General features: G+C 42.3%; 16 protein-coding genes. 5 read left to right on the top strand and 11 right to left on the bottom strand.

The window, feature by feature from the left end; all coding sequences use genetic code 11:
- Positions 1-22: 22 nt before the first annotated feature.
- Together ACY3FQ_RS15955 and ACY3FQ_RS15950 are read right to left on the bottom strand one after the other, a co-directional pair.
- Entirely contained in the window at positions 23-1,201 is a 1,179-nt protein-coding gene (locus ACY3FQ_RS15955; RefSeq protein WP_489774351.1) for an MFS transporter, read from the bottom strand.
- A 133-nt stretch (positions 1,202-1,334) separates the two neighbouring features.
- On the bottom strand, positions 1,335-1,601 hold the full coding sequence (locus ACY3FQ_RS15950) for a metal/formaldehyde-sensitive transcriptional repressor (protein WP_058870671.1): 267 nt from the start codon (positions 1,599-1,601) through the stop codon (positions 1,335-1,337).
- 56 nt (positions 1,602-1,657) lie between these two features.
- Between ACY3FQ_RS15950 and dmeF the strand changes: the two genes are divergently transcribed.
- From dmeF to ACY3FQ_RS15935, 3 genes are all read left to right on the top strand, one after another.
- The gene (gene dmeF, locus ACY3FQ_RS15945; RefSeq protein WP_489774349.1) at positions 1,658-2,623 is read left to right on the top strand and encodes a CDF family Co(II)/Ni(II) efflux transporter DmeF; all 966 of its coding nucleotides are present in this window, start codon (positions 1,658-1,660) and stop codon (positions 2,621-2,623) included.
- 106 nt (positions 2,624-2,729) lie between these two features.
- Entirely contained in the window at positions 2,730-3,431 is a 702-nt protein-coding gene (locus ACY3FQ_RS15940) for a DsbC family protein (protein ID WP_062031221.1), read from the top strand.
- A 519-nt stretch (positions 3,432-3,950) separates the two neighbouring features.
- Entirely contained in the window at positions 3,951-5,108 is a 1,158-nt protein-coding gene (locus tag ACY3FQ_RS15935) for a PQQ-dependent sugar dehydrogenase (protein ID WP_201952993.1), read from the top strand.
- 34 nt (positions 5,109-5,142) lie between these two features.
- On the opposite strand, the gene ACY3FQ_RS15930 is transcribed toward ACY3FQ_RS15935, so the two are convergent.
- From ACY3FQ_RS15930 to ribF, 7 genes are all read right to left on the bottom strand, one after another.
- A complete protein-coding gene (locus ACY3FQ_RS15930; RefSeq protein WP_265102699.1) occupies positions 5,143-5,286 on the bottom strand; it encodes a TauD/TfdA family dioxygenase in 144 nt (47 codons plus the stop codon).
- A gap of 84 nt (positions 5,287-5,370) precedes the next feature.
- Positions 5,371-6,177, bottom strand: coding sequence for a TauD/TfdA family dioxygenase (locus tag ACY3FQ_RS15925; protein WP_489774347.1), 807 nt, complete (start codon positions 6,175-6,177; stop codon positions 5,371-5,373).
- Between the two features lie 639 nt (positions 6,178-6,816).
- Positions 6,817-7,359 (bottom strand): NADPH-dependent FMN reductase, encoded by a 543-nt coding sequence (locus tag ACY3FQ_RS15920; protein ID WP_087014932.1) that lies wholly within the window; start codon positions 7,357-7,359, stop codon positions 6,817-6,819.
- A 155-nt stretch (positions 7,360-7,514) separates the two neighbouring features.
- A complete protein-coding gene (locus ACY3FQ_RS15915; RefSeq protein WP_004684162.1) occupies positions 7,515-7,997 on the bottom strand; it encodes an FKBP-type peptidyl-prolyl cis-trans isomerase in 483 nt (160 codons plus the stop codon).
- Positions 7,990-8,529, bottom strand: a complete 540-nt coding sequence (gene lspA / locus ACY3FQ_RS15910; RefSeq protein WP_062031494.1) for a signal peptidase II — start codon at positions 8,527-8,529, stop codon at positions 7,990-7,992. The genes ACY3FQ_RS15915 and lspA overlap by 8 nt, the downstream gene beginning before the upstream one ends.
- Entirely contained in the window at positions 8,522-11,365 is a 2,844-nt protein-coding gene (gene ileS, locus ACY3FQ_RS15905) for an isoleucine--tRNA ligase (protein ID WP_489774345.1), read from the bottom strand. Before ileS ends, lspA begins: the two co-directional genes overlap by 8 nt.
- Before the next feature lie 64 nt (positions 11,366-11,429).
- The gene (gene ribF, locus ACY3FQ_RS15900; protein WP_148827027.1) at positions 11,430-12,431 is read right to left on the bottom strand and encodes a bifunctional riboflavin kinase/FAD synthetase; all 1,002 of its coding nucleotides are present in this window, start codon (positions 12,429-12,431) and stop codon (positions 11,430-11,432) included.
- 206 nt (positions 12,432-12,637) lie between these two features.
- Between ribF and ACY3FQ_RS15895 the strand changes: the two genes are divergently transcribed.
- Positions 12,638-13,774 (top strand): TDT family transporter, encoded by a 1,137-nt coding sequence (locus ACY3FQ_RS15895; RefSeq protein WP_489774343.1) that lies wholly within the window; start codon positions 12,638-12,640, stop codon positions 13,772-13,774.
- A gap of 132 nt (positions 13,775-13,906) precedes the next feature.
- Entirely contained in the window at positions 13,907-14,467 is a 561-nt protein-coding gene (locus ACY3FQ_RS15890; protein WP_308957310.1) for a 5'-methylthioadenosine/S-adenosylhomocysteine nucleosidase family protein, read from the top strand.
- A 60-nt stretch (positions 14,468-14,527) separates the two neighbouring features.
- Here the strand turns inward: ACY3FQ_RS15890 and ACY3FQ_RS15885 are convergent, their stop codons facing one another.
- Positions 14,528-15,166 carry a TetR/AcrR family transcriptional regulator gene (locus ACY3FQ_RS15885; protein ID WP_004684172.1) on the bottom strand — a complete coding sequence of 213 codons (639 nt, stop codon included), beginning with the start codon at positions 15,164-15,166 and terminating at the stop codon, positions 14,528-14,530.
- A 357-nt stretch (positions 15,167-15,523) separates the two neighbouring features.
- Positions 15,524-16,324: an ABC transporter ATP-binding protein gene (locus tag ACY3FQ_RS15880; protein WP_489774340.1), complete on the bottom strand. Its 801-nt coding sequence runs from the start codon at positions 16,322-16,324 to the stop codon at positions 15,524-15,526.
- Positions 16,325-16,328 lie beyond the last annotated feature (4 nt).

Here is a 16,328-nt window from a genome sequence, read left to right as displayed (position 1 = left end):
CTCTGATCAGGGCTTTTGATCTTTAAGCCAGACGTATACTGCGCTTATGCGCAAACCACAGATAAAAACACAATAAAGCGATGGCAATGCAAAAGCTAATGACCCCGAAGCTTAATCCAAAGTGATCTGCCAAATAACCCACAGCTACAATGGGTACAATCGTACCCAAATAACCAATAAAAAGATAAGTCGACATCACTGCAGCACGATTCTCTAAGGTGGTCATGGCATGAATGAGACCAAAGGAACCAATCAAGGTCAGGCCATGTCCGACACCAACGAGAAAATCACTGATAAAGAAAAATGCACTCAGTTGAAATAGCATACACAGCGCCAAAATGCCTAAGCTTGCAATCAAGGTAATTAAGCCATAGTTGAGGCACTTATAAGCAGGAATACTTCTGGCAAAATACTGCACCACGGCCGAGACAATTAAAATACTGGTAATAGCTGAACCGCTAATGAGGGGGCCGTGCCACGGCAAAATATCCCGCACAAATGACGGGGATAAGGATGCAAATAAACTAAACGCGGCAAAGGCACTAAATGCGGTAAATCCAACGATCAAAAACAACTGATGATATTGCACTTCTGGTCGGAGTAGCTTTGGGGCAATACTAAAGGGCTGTGAGATAAATGTGGGAGACTCAACCCAAAATAAACCAAAGAAACACAGTACAGCACCAAGAATGACCGGTAGATAAGGGCTGACCAAAGGGTATTCTGAAAATTGAGCTATCAGGCCACCAATCAGCGGGCCTAAGCCAAAGCCTACTGCGGTAATAATCGAACTCAGCTGCGGTGCAATCTGTTGATGGCTTTTGGGCATGGTATACATCAGTCCCAGTAAGGCCGAAGTGGTCATCAAACCAGATGCAATACCAATAATAAAGCGCCCCAAAGATAAGATGAGAGCATCAGAAGCATAAGCGGAAATCACCAACCCGATGCTAATAAACACCAACCCTACTTGTAAGGTTCGTAAATAGCCAATGCTATTACTGGTCCGGCCGAGAAACAGTAAAGTAGCGAGACAACCAAACATATAAGCCACAAAAATATAGGTGATCTGACTCGGCACCAGATGCCATAAGGCTTGATACAGCGGGTAAAGTGGACTGGCTAAGGCAGTCCCCATCGTTCCCATCATTAAGGCGAGGCTGACCATACAAAATGGACGCCAAGAAGTGCTTGTTGTCATGCAAATGCCATGCGGCTCTCTCGGTCAAAACAAGAATATTTTGATGCCCAAGAGAAAAAGGATAGAGAGCAACAGTGTATCGGTTTGTGGAAAAAATGGTCAACTAAAAACTTGAAAAAGAACGCAATAAAACTTAGCCATAGCGTTTCAGCAGTTTTAAGAACTCAGCCAACTCTTCTTCATTGACCTGTTCAGCTTGTGCTAATACATGATGGCGTAAGTGTGCTTCAACCAGTTCATTCATCAGCCCATTGACCGCGCCTTTAATAGCAGCGACTTGTTGTAAAACGTCGATACAACTGGCATCGGGATGTGTGATCGAGAGTTCAACGGCCTTGACCTGTCCTTGTAAGCGTTTCACACGGTTTAAAATTTTTTTATCTTCATGCAAATGACTCAACACATTGCTCCAAAAATAAATATACTAAGGGGGAGTATATTGGTGAATGATTTTAAATGCAAAATACCCCATCACGTCAGCATACGCATCATTTTGATGACGGTAATCCACTGGCACAAAAACGGATTTTAATGGCGACCATTTTAACGGCAGTCATGATGTTATTAGAAGTGATTGGTGGATGGATTTTCCAATCAATGGCTTTGCTGGCGGATGGTTGGCATATGAGTTCGCATATGTTGGCACTGGGTTTGGCTTATTTTGCCTATCGTGCTGCACGGCATTATGCCCATGATCAGCGCTTTAGTTTCGGCACATGGAAAATTGAAATTCTTGCAGGTTACAGCAGTGCTATTTTGCTGATGGTAGTAGCAGGTTCTATGGCTTTTCACTCGATTCAGCGTCTATTCTCGCCTGTACAAATTCATTATAACGAAGCGATTCCAATTGCGATTTTAGGCTTATTGGTGAATTTAATCTGTGCATGGTTGCTGCACGATGGTGACCATCACCATCACCATCACCATCACGCTCATGATCATGCATCAGAAGTACATAGCCATCATCATGATTTAAATCAGAAAGCTGCATTTATGCATGTGGTGGCAGATGCAGTGACTTCTATTTTCGCGATTATCGCACTGATTTTTGGTAAATATTTGGGTTGGGATTTTCTCGATGCTGCTCTTGGGATCGTAGGTTCAATACTGGTGGCTAAATGGGCACTGAGCTTAATGCAAGAAACGGGAAGAACCTTGTTAGATGCTGAAATGGATCATCATGTGGTGGATGAAATTCGAGAGGTGGTGGCAGAACTACCGCAGACGACCTTGACCGATTTACATGTGTGGAAAGTAGGCAAAGGCAAGTTTTCCTGCATTTTGGCTTTAGAAACGACGGTAGACTTAACTGCGGATCGCGTGCGGGCAATGCTCTCGATTCATGAGGAAATTGTTCATGTCTCGGTGGAAATTAATAGCACAGCCCTCACTGTTCCACGTGAAACTTTGGCCAGTTCATAAGCAAGGCGTGTTGGGTTTCGGTAAAGCCGTGGAAAAAATGATTCAATGCTTGAATAATACGCTCTACACTAGCGCCGTGGTTCTCCGATTGAAAGAGCAAAAAGTGATGATAAAAAAACTGGGTTTGGCACTACTTACAAGTGCAATTGCAAGCATGAGTATGGCCAGCGTAGAAAGTGTTCAAGCCAACTTAAAAAAGAATTACCCAAATATTCATGTTCAAAATATTCAAAAAACAGAAATGTCGGGCATTTATAGCGGATCTTTAGATGGCGAACTTGTGTATTTAGGCGAAGCGGCTGAGCATGTGATTGCTGGTTCGATGGTGCGCTTAAAAGATCAGAAAAATTTAAGTGCTGCCTTATATGTGCAACAAAACTCGCTTGATTGGAACAAGCTGCCGCTAAAAGATGCCATTAAAAGCGTTAAAGGCAACGGCAAACGCCAATTGGCGGTTTTTTCAGACCCAAACTGCCCTTACTGTAAGCAGTTAGAGGCTGAACTGAATAAACTAAATGATGTGACCATCTATACATTTATTTATGCCATTAAGGCGCAATCGATTGCACCGTCGAAACAAGTGTTTTGTGAAGCAGACCCTGCCCTCGCATGGAAAAATTTGATTGCGAAAGGGATTCAGCCAACGTCGAAAAAACCGTGTGCCAATCCAATTGAGCGCAACATTGAACTCGGTCGTAGTCTAGGTTTACAAGGGACGCCCGTGGTTATTTTCTCAAATGGTTTTAAAGTGAATGGCGCTGTGCCTTCAACCACTATTGAAAATATGTGGCGTGAACTGGGCTTATAAGAGTTCAAAGATACAGATAAAAAGCACCTGAAACGGTTATGCTGAAAATATTAAATAATATAAATAAAGAATTATTAAGTGGGAAAGAAGATTGGCTAAAACATAGCCTTTAAAATTTAATAGGTTTAGTTTTTATCAGTTGGAAAAGAATGGCTATAGTTAACTCGTGATCATGCAAAATATGCCAAAACAGGTTTTGATTTAGATTTTAATGTGCTCAATAAAAAAGAAACCCCGACATCCTGTCGAGGTTTCTTTGTATTTCAGTGCTTAGATACAACTCCTGTCATATCTCACATCCTGATGCTCAAACTGATTATTGTTGTTTTAAGTTTGGGAAACGTCCTGTCTCCTGATGTGTTTAATATATGCTGTAAGCTGTTTTAAGGCTAGTGGTCACTTTCCTCAGTTTTTGTAAGCTTTGGCTTACATGGATTCATCTTGTTACCAAAGCGGATAACCTTGTACTTATGATTTCTCTACAATGAATGGTAATCGTGCGTTCGAATGGATAAGGCAATGCTGAGCACAAAAGCGTTTTGTTTGTTGATTACAGTGAGTGCATTTTTTGGATTAATGGCATGTCATGCACAAAGACCAGCGGAGTCAGCAGCACAGGAACAACAGGCCAGTTCTGCTTCTTTAGGCACATCTATACACCTCAAACGTATTGCTGAATTTAATGAGCCATGGGCATTAGCGGTATTGCCTGATGGGCGATTATTAATTACTGAAAGATCAGGACAGTTGATTTTATTTAATCCTATAGATCAGACAAAGATCCTCATTAAGAATATACCTAAAGTGGCTTATGGTGGTCAGGGCGGATTAGGTGATATTGTTTTACATCCTGAGTTTGCACAAAACCATCAAATTTATCTTAGCTATGCAGAAGCAGGGCAAGATGGTTATGGTGCGGTTGTGATTCGTGCTGATTTGAATTTAGATCAGGCACAGCCACAATTAGATAACCTTAAAACGATATGGAAACAAGTACCTAAGGTGCGTGGGCAAGGACATTATGCACATCGGATGTTATTTGATGGCGCAGGAAAATTATGGATTAGTTCAGGAGAACGGCAAAAGTTTGATCCTGCACAAGATTTGACATCGAACCTTGGAAAAATGATTCGTTTGAATGATGATGGTTCTGTTGCTTCAGATAATCCATTTCAGATGCAAGGTGATGTCGCAAAACAAATATGGAGTTTGGGGCATCGTAATCCTTTGGGAATGGCTTTGGATGCAAAAAAACAACTTTGGGTGGTTGAAATGGGTCCGAAAGGTGGGGATGAGCTTAATTTAATTCAAAAGGCTAAAAACTATGGTTATCCAATTGTTTCGAATGGTGATCATTATAGTGGTTTGAATATCCCTGACCACGCCACGCGGCCTGAGTTTGAAGCGCCGAAATTAGACTGGACACCCGTAATTTCTCCATCGAGCTTGATTTTTTATACGGGACAGATGTTTCCAAAGTGGTGGGATAAAGCCATCATTGGTGGGCTTTCATCTGAAGCATTAATTATTGTAGACACCACAGCACAGCCAGTAAAAGAAATCCAACGGATAGATATGAAAGAACGTATCCGTGGTTTACAACAAGCGAAAGATGGCAGTATTTGGGTGATTGAGGATGGAAAACATGCAGATTTAATTCAGCTGCTTTCACATTAATCACCCAAACAGAGTGTTGCTAAGAAAGACGGTCTTAAAGCGCAGCATGTCGATCGGCATTGAAGACATTGGCTTGGATCTGCATCAGTTTTCGTTGTCCTTGTTTGCCATTCATCCGCCAATGGGCAATTTTAATATTATCGACCAAGGCAACATCCCCTTTTTGCCACTGGAGCAAGAGTGCATCGTGATATAAGGCTTCAAAGAAGTGTTGTTTTTCCTGATCGGTCCATTCAATTTTTTCACCTTCATGGGTGAAAAGTTACCATGACAGTTGCATGCAATGAGCCGTGGGGTCTAGTTGAAGCTTTCCTCGCTGCTTAAAGCTTTTTTGTGCGGCTTGGTGGGCAAAAAAATTGGTATTGTTTGCAAAAGCCCACGGCTGGATCATCAACTTTTGAGTGTTCGGGTGTATGGCAACGAAAGGTGAGTGTTTTAAAGTAAGTTTGCTTTCTTTATTTGGTTGTTTGTTGAAACGAAAGGGCCTTTTGTTTAATAGCAAGCGATCAAATAGATTGAGTTTACGTGTTGAAATATAAGAAAAATGGTTCCATGCGCCTAAGTATTTTTGTTGTACGCTAACTGGAAAATAGGCCCAAATTTTTTCGAGGTTATTAAACCCTGTTTCGAGCACATGGTTCGCAGGTTCTTGGCAAAACAAGGCAATATAACGCGAGCGAGTCGAGTGTAGGCCACCTTCGACATGTGGACCTTGAATTGAGTTTTCAACAGAGCTTAATTGCACCGTATTGTGGTTGAGATAAGGTCTATCATTACCTGCACGATTTTCGCTATATTTACGCATGAAAGAGTTAAACCAACCTGATGGTTTAGGTGTAAATGTATGCCAAGGCTCAAGCTGAAAATGATGTTCGATGAGCTCATGAAATTCATAGTGACGTTGTAATTTAAAGCCGCGAAATAATAAGATGCCGTACTGATGCAACTCTTGCATAAGTTCTTTGCGATGGACTCTAACGTAAGCGGTTAGAGCATCTACATCTGTATATTCGGGATCAGCGACATAAATTTTGCAATAATCATTTAAAAGTGTGGTGTTTAGTTGCATGTGAATGTTCTCTATTTTTGTTTTTCTAATTTATTGTATTGAAGCATTTTAGCTGAATCAGCAGATGTTCAGTAGGTGAGAGTATAAAGTGTAGTTCGAGCAGCGGATGTAATATTTCGTTGTGCAGAAGAACATACTGACAAATGGTGAAAGTATTAATATTTGATGGATCTATTTTATGGATTAGCGCTTAAATATGTACGTTGTACGGAAATGATGATTTGTTAAATTTTTCATGTTTATACATCTGTTTTATGTGATTATTTTTAGAGAATCTAAGTTGAGATAGACATCCCAGTAGACCAATTTTATTTGTATTCACGAGTTTCTTCTAAAGTATTGAAGCATATAAGAGGTTCGTTAATATCTGATCGTGATTTGGGCTTTTAGAGAAATATTGAGCTAAAAATCAATACAATTAAAAAGCCCCCGACATCCTGTCGAGGGCTTTTTAAATTCTTTCAAGCGGTATAACTCCTGTCCTACCGATCAGCATCCTGCTGTGTATGTTGTTATTTTTGTTTTTCATCTGAGACATCCTGTCTCTGTATGATTTAACTATAGCGTCGATGTTTATTATTGAAAAGCCGACAAATACTCAAGTTACTGTAAGCAATGGCGTACAGAAGAATCTCATGCTTATGCGCTGACATATTTAATGAGTTTATCAATTGCTGCTTTTAGATTCTTCTCATCAAAAGGATTTGGTTCAAAATCTTCGGTTTTATTGCGTGAAAAAATATCTCGAATTTCAATCACCGCATTGGTATCGACCAGACCGAGCTGAGTACCGACTTGGCGAATTTGGTCGATGGAACGTGAGCCATTGGTACCACCATAACTGATATAGGCCGCAGGTTTACCTTGCCATTCTTTGCCTAAGTAATCTAGGGCATTTTTAAGTGCAGGGCTATAACCATGATTGTATTCGGGGCTAATGAAAATAAAGGCATCACCTTGGGCAATGTGGTCGGCCCATGCTTGTTGTTTGGGTTGATCATAAATCCCTGTCATTGGTGGATTTGCACCTGAAAAAATCGGTAAATCCCACTCTTTTAAGTCGACCAATTCGAGTTGGACCGTATTGAGCCCAAGTTGTTCAAAGCCTTTTTGTACCCATCGTGCAACTTTAATGGCAGTCCGACCTTCGCGCACACTGCCTATAATGACCTGAATTTTCATCAAAAATCCTTGGGAAAATAAATGTGATTACGCTACGGTAGTATGAAAATTAGGCTTTGCATAGATTGAATATGTATCTGATCGACAAATGTTTGAGGCATTAAAAAAGCCTCCGAAGGGGCTTTGGCTGACACACAGACAATCGATCTGTGGCTTTACATAATTTTGATGCCTTGCTGGCCGGCAGGCGTCACTTTGAAGATTTCCACTTCAAAGGTAATATCTTTACCTGCCAATGGATGGTTAAAGTCGACTTCGGTGATGTCATCACCTACAGTTTTCACTACGCCATACAGGCTTTGTTTGGCTTTGTCTTCAAATTCAATCATGTGCCCTTCAATAGGACGCTGTTCAAACTTGACCGTATCAAACTGTTGTACGTTTTCAGGATTCCACGGGCCAAAAGCATCTTCTGGTGGTAGGCTCACTGTACGACGGTCGCCAGCACGTAAACCAAACAGTGCTTTTTCAAAACCAGGCAGTAAGCTGCCATCACCCATTACAAGGCTTACAGGCTCTTCACGGCTACGTGTGTTATCAATTTCTACGCCATTTTCAATGCAAACAGAAAAATGTAACTCTACTTTTGAACCTTCGCTTACGCGAGTTTCTTCATTGGGATTAATAAAATCAGTCATTGTTTACTTCGGCACGTTGGATACGGTTTTTTTCGAGAAAAAAGGTATCGATCAACAAAAGGATCGTTCCTAGCGTAATCGCACTATCTGCAATATTAAAGGCAGGGAAGTGACTGTTTTGATAGTACACATGAATAAAATCAACGACGTAACCTAAGGTTACACGGTCAATTAAATTCCCTATAGCACCACCTAAAATAAGGGCAATCGCGATGGGCAGCACTTTCACGGTTTTGGGCATACGCATCAGCCAAAACAGGAAAATGACAGACACAATACCTGCAAGAGAGGTAAAGAAATAACGTTGCCAGCCGCCCGCATCGGACAAGAAACTAAAGGCTGCCCCATAGTTGTGCAATAAAGTCCAATTTAAAAAGGGCAGGACTGGTACTGGATCTGCATAATTCAGATGGGTACTGGCAATCCATTTGGTCCATTGATCTAAGACAATTGCTAGAATAGCCAAACCTACCCACACCAAATTGTGCGGATAGAATTGGAATAAGCCCTTTTTATGTTGTGGGTTAGGCATACTTTCTCTCTTCGCCTTGGCCTGTAGGAAGGTTGATAATACAACGACCACATAGACCTGGATGTGTAACATGTGTATTCACATCTGGCAGAACATGCCAACAGCGTACACATTTTTCACCATCAGCCGCCGAGACTTGCACATTCAGACCCGCCAGATCAGAGGCTTCACCTTGAGTTGCATCGAATGCATTGACCAAGACTTGTGAAGTGATCATAACAAAACGAAGTTCATCATCTAAACGATCCAGTACGTCTTTGAGTTCTGCATCTGCCCACAGTTCAACTTTGGCAGAGAGATTTGAACCCACGATTTTCGCGGTACGCGCAGTTTCGATGAACTTGTTCACCGCAGACTTCACCGCAATCAGCGTTTGCCAATCGGCTTCAGACAACAAATTTGCTTTTGAAGCCACAGGAATGTCATACCATTCCGCAGTGAACACGTATTTCTCAGTTTGCTCTGGAATGAGAGGCCATGCTTCTTGAGCAGTAAAGCTCAAAATTGGTGACATCCAACGTACAAAGGCTTGAACCAAATGATACAGCGCAGTTTGAGCTGAATGGCGCGCTTGTGAATCGGCTTTGGTGGTGTATTGACGGTCTTTGATGATGTCGAGGTAGAAACCACCCAAGTCATTGATACAGAAGTTGGTCAGTGCATTCGTCACGATATGGAAGTTCATATCTTCATAGGCTTGCTGAATAGTTTTCTGTACGTCTGCTGCACGTTGCAAGATGTATTGATCAAGTGCGATCAATTGATCTACAGGAAGTGCATCCGTCGATGGTTTGAAACCATTTAAGTTTGCCAATAAGAAACGCAAGGTATTACGAATACGGCGGTAGCCATCTGATGCACGGTTAAAGATTTCTTTACCAGCAGTCATTTCATAACGGTAATCGGCTGATGCAATCCAGAAACGTAAGCCATCTGCACCCATGTCTTTAATGATGTCTTGTGGGGTGATGATGTTGCCTAAAGATTTTGACATCTTACGGCCTTTTTCATCCACCACGAAGCCATGGGTCAGTAAACCTTTGTATGGCGCACGTTCATTGATCGCAATCGAGGTGAGCAATGAAGACTGGAACCAACCACGGTGTTGGTCTGAACCTTCAAGGTATAAATCAGCAGGATCGGTGAGTTCTTCGCGTTCACGCAACACGGCATAGTGCGTTGTGCCTGAGTCGAACCACACGTCTAAAGTGTCACGCACACAGTTGTACTGTTCCGCTTCATCCCCGATAAAGTCTTTCGCTTCACGGTTATACCAAGCGTCAATGCCTTCTTGTTCGATCAATTTCGCGACTTCTTCGATCAACTCGGCTGTGCGCGGATGGAGTTCGTTGGTGTCTTTATGCACGAAGAATGGGATTGGCACACCCCACGTACGTTGACGCGAAATACACCAGTCTGGACGACCTTCGATCATGGCTTGAATACGATTTTTACCCCAATCAGGCACAAAACTGATCTCGTTTTCAATCGCATTTAACGCATTTTGACGCAAGCCTTGTGCATCCATGCTGATAAACCACTGTGGGGTCGCACGGAAGATAATCGGTGTTTTATGGCGCCAGCAGTGCGGGTAGCTGTGTTTGATCGGTTGATGTGCCCATAAGCGACCAACTGCACCCAAAGCTTCAATGATTTTTGGATTGGCTTTGTAGATGTGCTCGCCTGCAAAAATCGGTGAAGTTGGTAAATATACACCATTACCGCCCACTGGGTTTTCAACTTTTAAGTTGTACTGTAAGCCAACTTTATAGTCGTCTACACCATGGCCAGGTGCCGTATGTACCGCCCCCGTACCGCTGGTTGCAATGACGTGTTCACCTAAAATCACAGGCACTTGGCGATCGGTCAGCAACGGGTGCTGTAATAATAGGTTTTCGATTGCTGAGCCGTTAAAATCAGCTAGAACCACAGGGTTTTCAAGCTTATAACGCTCAACTGCTGATTCAACCAAGTCTTTAGCTAAAATAAAGTTTTGCACGCCACGGTCGGTGCTAACTTGAACAAGTTGATAGTCAATTTCAGCATGGACGGCAACCGCTTGGTTTGCAGGCAAAGTCCAAGGCGTGGTGGTCCAAATTACGATATCTGTTGCAGCATCTACGTTGAGATTTAAACGTGCGCTTAAGTCTTTTAAGTCGACAACCGTAAAGCCAACGTCAATCGCGTCAGATTTTTTATCTTCATATTCCACTTCGGCTTCAGCCAAAGCTGAACCACAGTCTAAACACCAGTTCACAGGTTTAAGACCTGGTTCGATATGGCCTGCTTTTGCAATCGCGCCAACAGAGCGCACAATGTCCGCTTCCTGCTTGAAGTTCATGGTCAGGTAAGGATTGTCCCAGTCACCAAACACGCCCATACGTACAAAGTCTTTCTTTTGCAGTTCAACTTGGGTGTAAGCATATTCACGGCAGGCTTTACGGAAAGTAGAAGCATCCACCTTCACGCCCACTTTACCGACTTTCTCTTCCACTTTCAGTTCAATCGGAAGGCCGTGACAATCCCAACCCGGTACATAAGGGGCATCGAAGCCGTCGAGAATACGACTTTTAATAATGATGTCTTTTAAAACTTTATTGACCGCATGACCCAAGTGAATTTGGCCATTTGCATAAGGAGGGCCGTCATGCAGGACATATTTTTTCTTGCCAATACGCGACGCACGAATCTGCTGATAAATGTTGTCGGCATACCACTCTTCTAACCATTTTGCTTCACGCACCGCAAGGTTTGCTTTCATGGCAAATTCGGTACCTGGGAGGTTGAGTGTGGCTTTATAATCCACTGCATTTTCAGTAGTTTGCTTATCGCTCATGCAAGATGTCTTCCAATTTAATCAGCGGCTCGGCTGACGCGTTTTACATAAAATTGATTGGTATTTAAAAGGGAAATGTGGGGGTGTTTTGGCGGAACTCAAGCAGTTTCACCACATCATCATCAATTCCCGCTTTTAGTGCTTCCAGCGAAGGGTAGTTCTTTTCACCATGTAAGTAGTTCAAGAAAGTGACCCGCATTAACAAGCCATACAGATTAGCAGAAACATCAGGGAAATGTACTTCTAATCGCCATTCTGGCTGTGCTTGTTGAATGGCTGGACGTGTTCCGACATGACCTGCACCAAAAAGCGCTGAATGGTCATATCCTGCAACCCCTAATCGATCAGGGTGGTCTGCTTTCACTTTGTCGCGTAAAGACGTGGTTTCACATATCACATCTACACCATAAATGCCGTTTAAACAGGGTTTATGTCGGTTTAAACGTACATTAATGGTTGGAAAATCAAGGGTTCGGCCAATTTGGTCGCCATATTGTACGCGACCCGTAATGCTATAAGGGCGCCCTAATAACTGAGCAGCCAGCACCAAGTCCCCTGCGGACAGTGTTTGGCGAATCCGAGTTGAACTGACGCGTTCACCTTCTGAGAGGATGGTTTCTAGATTGTGGACTTGAAAACCATAGTTTTCGAGAAACTCGCTGTTGCCTTGGCGGTTTTTACCAAAGTGAAAGTCATCGCCTAAAACCAGACTTTGGGCATTGAGCTTTTCTTTTAAAATATCGGCAAATTGTTCTGCACTTAAACTTCGGAAGCTGTTGTCAAATTTCGCGACCGCAATATAGTCCACACCCAGCTCAGTTAAATATTCGACTTTCTCACGCAATGATGAAATACGTGGTGGAGCATCATAACCTTTAAAGAATTCAAGTGGTTGAGGCTCAAAAATCATTACTACTGTTTTTAGATTTTGTTGTTTTGCAACGGCTTTGAGCTGATGAATCATGGCTTGATGACCCAAATGCACCCCGTCAAAATTACCGATAGTGACAGCGGTTTTTTCTAATTGGGTATTTGAGGGCAAAGCATTTAGACGGAGCAGCTTCATGGGCAAATCAAGTGCTTGGAATTAAGAACGGCTTATATATTGCCATATTCTTGGGCATTCGTCTTGTGGTTGTTTTTTGACAACGCAAAATTTAGTACAAAGTATATTTATATCAATTATATTGATTTATTTAATATAAATTAATCAGTTTTTCTTATTTATGGATTTGATTAATATAAATGTAGATTTTAAATGAGGCTGAACTCATGCAAAAACCATTTACACAACTTGGACAGCGCCACAATATCATTCGTCAATTCACCCCCAACTGGTTCACTGTCAGTATGGGAACAGGTGTTGTGGCGTTAATTGTATCAGAGTTTCCGATGTTAAAGGCACTCACATGGCAACTCGGCACAGGGCTATGGTATTTCAATATTTTATTGTTCGTACTTTTTACTGTGCTATATGGCTTACGTTGGGCATTTTATCCGCACGAAGCCAAACAGATTTTTCAACATCCAAGCATGAGCCTATTTTTAGGGACGATTCCGATGGCGCTGGCCACCATCCTCAATGGCTTTTTAAAGTATGGTCAGCCTATTTATGGCGATACAGCTGTACAGATTGCCCAAACGCTCTGGTATGCCGATGTGGTCTTGGCACTCTTGGTGGCGTGGGCAGTTCCTTTTGCCATGTATCGACATCAGGAGCATGCTTTACAGCAGATGACCGCGGTGTGGTTATTGCCGATCGTGGCCTGTGAAGTTGCAGCCAGCAGTGGTGGTTTATTGCTGGGGCATTTGGCAGCTGATACTCACGCCGTTGCGATTTTATTGGGTAGTTATGTGTTGTGGGGTGTTTCAGTATTACCCGCCTTTGCTATTTTAACGATTTTAATGTTGCGATTGGTCTTACATAAACTGCCTGAAAAAGAGTTGGCGGTCAGCAGTTGGTTGGCTTTGGGACCGATAGGCACTGCTGCTTTGGCATTATTGGTTTTGGGGCATCAGGCACCGACGCTGATGGCAAGTTTGGGCTTAGCACAACTGGGTCAGTTATTTCATCAGGCAGGGATTTTGGCCAGTTTAATCCTGTTGGGCTTTGGACTGTGGTGGTTGGGGATTGCGGTACTGACGACTTTGCACCATGCCAAACAAGACTTGCCGTTTAATTTGGGCTGGTGGGGACTGACCTTCCCATTGGGCGTATATACGCTCGCAATCTTAACCTTAGCCCAACAACTCAATTTGGCCTTCTTGTATGCTGTTGGCTATGCTTTTGCAACCATACTGATGTTGTTATGGAGTTTGGTCGCAACCAAAACGGCGCACGGTTTTTATCAAGGTCATTTGTTCTTTTCGCCGTGCTTAAAAACCTATTTAGAACAGCAGTATAAATGAAGTCAGAATTCATTTTAGTTCAAAGCGTCATCTGGCCTTATACACTGTGTTTTAGCAGAGACCAGAGGCGCTTTTCTTTCGGATCGATTTGTTTTCTAATGGCATGAATGAAGTCTGTTCTTTGAGTATTTTATGTCGGATGTTGCATTGATCATGGCTTTGCCGAATGAGTCTAAAGGATTGTTTGAGCAAGCAGGGATTGAAGTTCATTACAGCGGTATTGGTAAAGTCAACGCGGCCTATAAAGCATTTGAAGTGATTCAAAAAACAGGCTGTAAAACCCTGATTAATTTAGGCACAGCAGGCAGTACTTATTTTGATGCACATGAGTTGGTGGAAGTCTCTCAATTTGTTCAACGTGACATGGATGTGTCTCCGCTCGGTTTTCCTGTAGGTCTCACACCGTTCGATGCGACTTATCCTGCTGAAATTGATTTACAGCCCTATTTTCAACACTTGCGTACAGGTATCTGTGGCACGGGCGATAGCTTTGAAACGGGAGCACCGAAAGTACAGTGTCATTTGGTGGATATGGAAGGATATGCGCTGGCAAAGGTCTGTAAAAAACAGGGTGTCCGCCTGATTTCGGTCAAATATATTTCAGATGGTGCCAACGACACCGCGCATTTGGACTGGGAAGACAATTTGTTATTGGGAGCTCAGAAATTATTAGCATTATTTGAAAGTATCTGAGGCTTTGATTCTGTCTTTTTAAATTTGGCGACCATAGAGTGCTATGGTCGTATGCCAAAATTACTCAGCTTTGAATAATTCAGACGGTGTTCGTGGGATCACGCCATACAGCATCATATGCACGGTATGTTGAATGACTCGTTGTTGCATACTGCGGTTACGTAGGGTTTTACCTGTCACCATTTCCATTTGTGTGGCAAAGTCAGCATAGTTTTGTGTTAATGCCCAAATGTTGAGGATTAACAGCTCAGGGTCAATTTCAGTTGAAATTTTACCTTGCTCTTGCCAATTGCTAATGACTTTGGCTTTACGTTTGACCAACTTCTTTAAAGGCCCTTTGAGGATTTCCAAAATATGCGGCGCTCCCTGAATCACTTCTAAAGCAAACAAGCGAGATGCTTTTGGTTGAGTCCGAGAAACCTCAATCTTTTGCAATAAGTAGTTGGTGATCGCTTCTTCCGGCTCTAAGTCAGCTTCTAACATCTGTAGTGGGGCTAACCATTTTTGTAAAACCGTCGTTAAAACTTCAACGTACAAAGCTTCTTTATTTTCATAGTAATAGAAAATATTCGATTTGTGCATTTCAGCAATCTGTGCGATTTCATCTAAGCTTGCTCCATTAAATCCATAGAGCGAGAAGACGTCTAGTGCAGCATTCAGCAGCTGGTGGCGTTTTTGAGTACTCTTTTTCTGTTCCATTCTCTAATTTAAAAAACAATAAAAAGGGGGAAGGACAAATTGTACGGCAAATCATCAGATTTGTGCACAAAGTGGAAATTTAATTTTTTGAATAATGATCATTTATTCTGTAGATTGGCTCTTAAATTGCGATAAATTCTAAAAGTTGTCCAATAAAATATAATTATATAAAAACTATTTTGTCTAAACTATATGAAATGATTCAATGTGAAGTGGCATGTTTTGATAAAAATAACGTGAAATTTATTGCATTATTTAAAATAAAGTATGCTCAATTTATATGATGGTCTTGTGTTTTTTTACTGAAATTCAGCATAAAAAATCCTTAGCCCCCAAGCTAAGGATTTTTTAGTCTACTTATGTGGCTAAAACTGCATTTAACACCTGCTGTTCAAGGGTATTGAACGGCATATCTTTGACGCGAGGGCGGGGTAGATCGATTTGAAACTCTTTGGCAATATGGCCACGATCCAGCAAAATAATCCGATCGGCCAGCTGAACAGCCTCACTGACATCATGGGTGACTAAAATGGCGGTAAAGCCCTGTTCCGTCCATAATTTTTCAATCAAATTCTGCATGTCTAAGCGGGTTAAGGCATCGAGTGCTCCCAAAGGTTCATCGAGCAATAAAATCCGTGGTTTATGCGATAAAGCTCTTGCCAAAGCGGTCCGTTGACGCTGTCCTCCAGAGAGCTGCGAAGGCCAAAGTCCCGCTTTTTCTTTGAGTCCGACTTTTTCAAGCAGACCCGAGGCAGTGGCATGTTGTTGTTTCGGCAAACCTAGTTGTACGTTTTGTTCAATTGAGCGCCATGGTAACAGTCGTGGATCTTGGAACATGACCCGTATATCGTCTGCGGTAATTCCTTCGCGGAGGTGTCGTGCGGACTTAAACTTAATTTCGCCGTAGCTTTGTTGTTCTAAGTTGGCAATCAGGCGCAGGAGGGTACTTTTACCACAACCACTGCGTCCGACAATGGCTAAAAACTCACCCGGCTGAATATGCAGATCTAAGTCTTCAAGGACTTTAACTGAACCATAAAACTTATGCAGTTGTTCGATAATAATTTCGGCCCCAAGCACCGCTTGAGGGTTAATGTCTTGATTGTGATTTGGCGGCGACGGAATATTGGCATGGCGACCAAGGCTTAAATCAGTCATCTCA

The organism is Acinetobacter sp. AB03 (assembly GCF_058107045.1).
Note: the sequence above shows the minus strand (reverse complement) of the source record. Positions and strands in the feature narration are given on the sequence as shown.

What these genes read in the sequence shown, in the direction of transcription:
- ACY3FQ_RS15955 (WP_489774351.1), bottom strand. Translation starts at nt 1,201, where the DNA reads ATGACAACAAGCACTTCTTGGCGTCCATTTTGTATGGTCAGCCTCGCC.
- dmeF (WP_489774349.1), top strand. Translation starts at nt 1,658, where the DNA reads ATGCAAAATACCCCATCACGTCAGCATACGCATCATTTTGATGACGGT.
- ACY3FQ_RS15940 (WP_062031221.1), top strand. Translation starts at nt 2,730, where the DNA reads ATGATAAAAAAACTGGGTTTGGCACTACTTACAAGTGCAATTGCAAGC.
- ACY3FQ_RS15935 (WP_201952993.1), top strand. Translation starts at nt 3,951, where the DNA reads ATGCTGAGCACAAAAGCGTTTTGTTTGTTGATTACAGTGAGTGCATTT.
- ACY3FQ_RS15925 (WP_489774347.1), bottom strand. Translation starts at nt 6,177, where the DNA reads ATGCAACTAAACACCACACTTTTAAATGATTATTGCAAAATTTATGTC.
- ACY3FQ_RS15920 (WP_087014932.1), bottom strand. Translation starts at nt 7,359, where the DNA reads ATGAAAATTCAGGTCATTATAGGCAGTGTGCGCGAAGGTCGGACTGCC.
- ACY3FQ_RS15915 (WP_004684162.1), bottom strand. Translation starts at nt 7,997, where the DNA reads ATGACTGATTTTATTAATCCCAATGAAGAAACTCGCGTAAGCGAAGGT.
- lspA (WP_062031494.1), bottom strand. Translation starts at nt 8,529, where the DNA reads ATGCCTAACCCACAACATAAAAAGGGCTTATTCCAATTCTATCCGCAC.
- ileS (WP_489774345.1), bottom strand. Translation starts at nt 11,365, where the DNA reads ATGAGCGATAAGCAAACTACTGAAAATGCAGTGGATTATAAAGCCACA.
- ribF (WP_148827027.1), bottom strand. Translation starts at nt 12,431, where the DNA reads ATGAAGCTGCTCCGTCTAAATGCTTTGCCCTCAAATACCCAATTAGAA.
- ACY3FQ_RS15895 (WP_489774343.1), top strand. Translation starts at nt 12,638, where the DNA reads ATGCAAAAACCATTTACACAACTTGGACAGCGCCACAATATCATTCGT.
- ACY3FQ_RS15890 (WP_308957310.1), top strand. Translation starts at nt 13,907, where the DNA reads ATGTCGGATGTTGCATTGATCATGGCTTTGCCGAATGAGTCTAAAGGA.
- ACY3FQ_RS15885 (WP_004684172.1), bottom strand. Translation starts at nt 15,166, where the DNA reads ATGGAACAGAAAAAGAGTACTCAAAAACGCCACCAGCTGCTGAATGCT.
- ACY3FQ_RS15880 (WP_489774340.1), bottom strand. Translation starts at nt 16,324, where the DNA reads ATGACTGATTTAAGCCTTGGTCGCCATGCCAATATTCCGTCGCCGCCA.